At 32.9% G+C, this 526-nt stretch carries 1 protein-coding gene; it reads right to left on the bottom strand.

Features of this window, described 5'->3' with window-relative positions; genetic code table 11:
* Nucleotides 1-72: 72 nt before the first annotated feature.
* Nucleotides 73-526 (bottom strand): hypothetical protein (locus HMPREF1546_RS00985; RefSeq protein ID WP_301547028.1); only part of this gene is annotated, 454 nt, incomplete at its 5' end.

Here is a 526-nt window from a genome sequence, read left to right as displayed (position 1 = left end):
TCGCATAGTGCGACCAGTCAACGGTCTGATTTTCCGTATTTACTTGTTAATCTGGGTATGAGAAATTGAAAATTATTTAATTCTCTGTGTGCCTAATTGTAATTGTTCAACCGCTATTTTTGTTTTATTGTCATCTTCCTTTTGGAGATTTTCTATTTCCGAATTCCGAATAGTCAAAATGATTTCGTCCCCAACCTGTAAATCATCAAGAGTTATAGCTACAACATTTTGTGTATCATAATTACAATAAATCATTGGAATTTTGGAACAGTCAATAAGACAATCATTCCCTAAAACACCTTTTTCTTCGCTATCTTTTGTGGTTATGATTTTATTTTCTTTATCAATTTCTGTTATTATCGCATTGACACCTAAAGTAAGTGGTTCGTTTGTTTGTTGTCCAGAACACGCAACTAAAGTAAAGGTACAAACGAATATACATAATGCCATCATCATTCTTTTTATCATAAGTTCCTCCAAATTTATTGATATCAAACTTGCTGGCGGCGAACAGCATTTTATGCTG

Origin of the sequence: Oscillibacter sp. KLE 1745, from assembly GCF_000469445.2 — a bacterium.
GTDB lineage: Bacteria > Bacillota > Clostridia > Oscillospirales > Oscillospiraceae > Oscillibacter > Oscillibacter welbionis.
The sequence above is the reverse complement of the archived record's forward strand: the minus strand, read 5'-3'. Positions and strand labels throughout refer to the sequence as shown.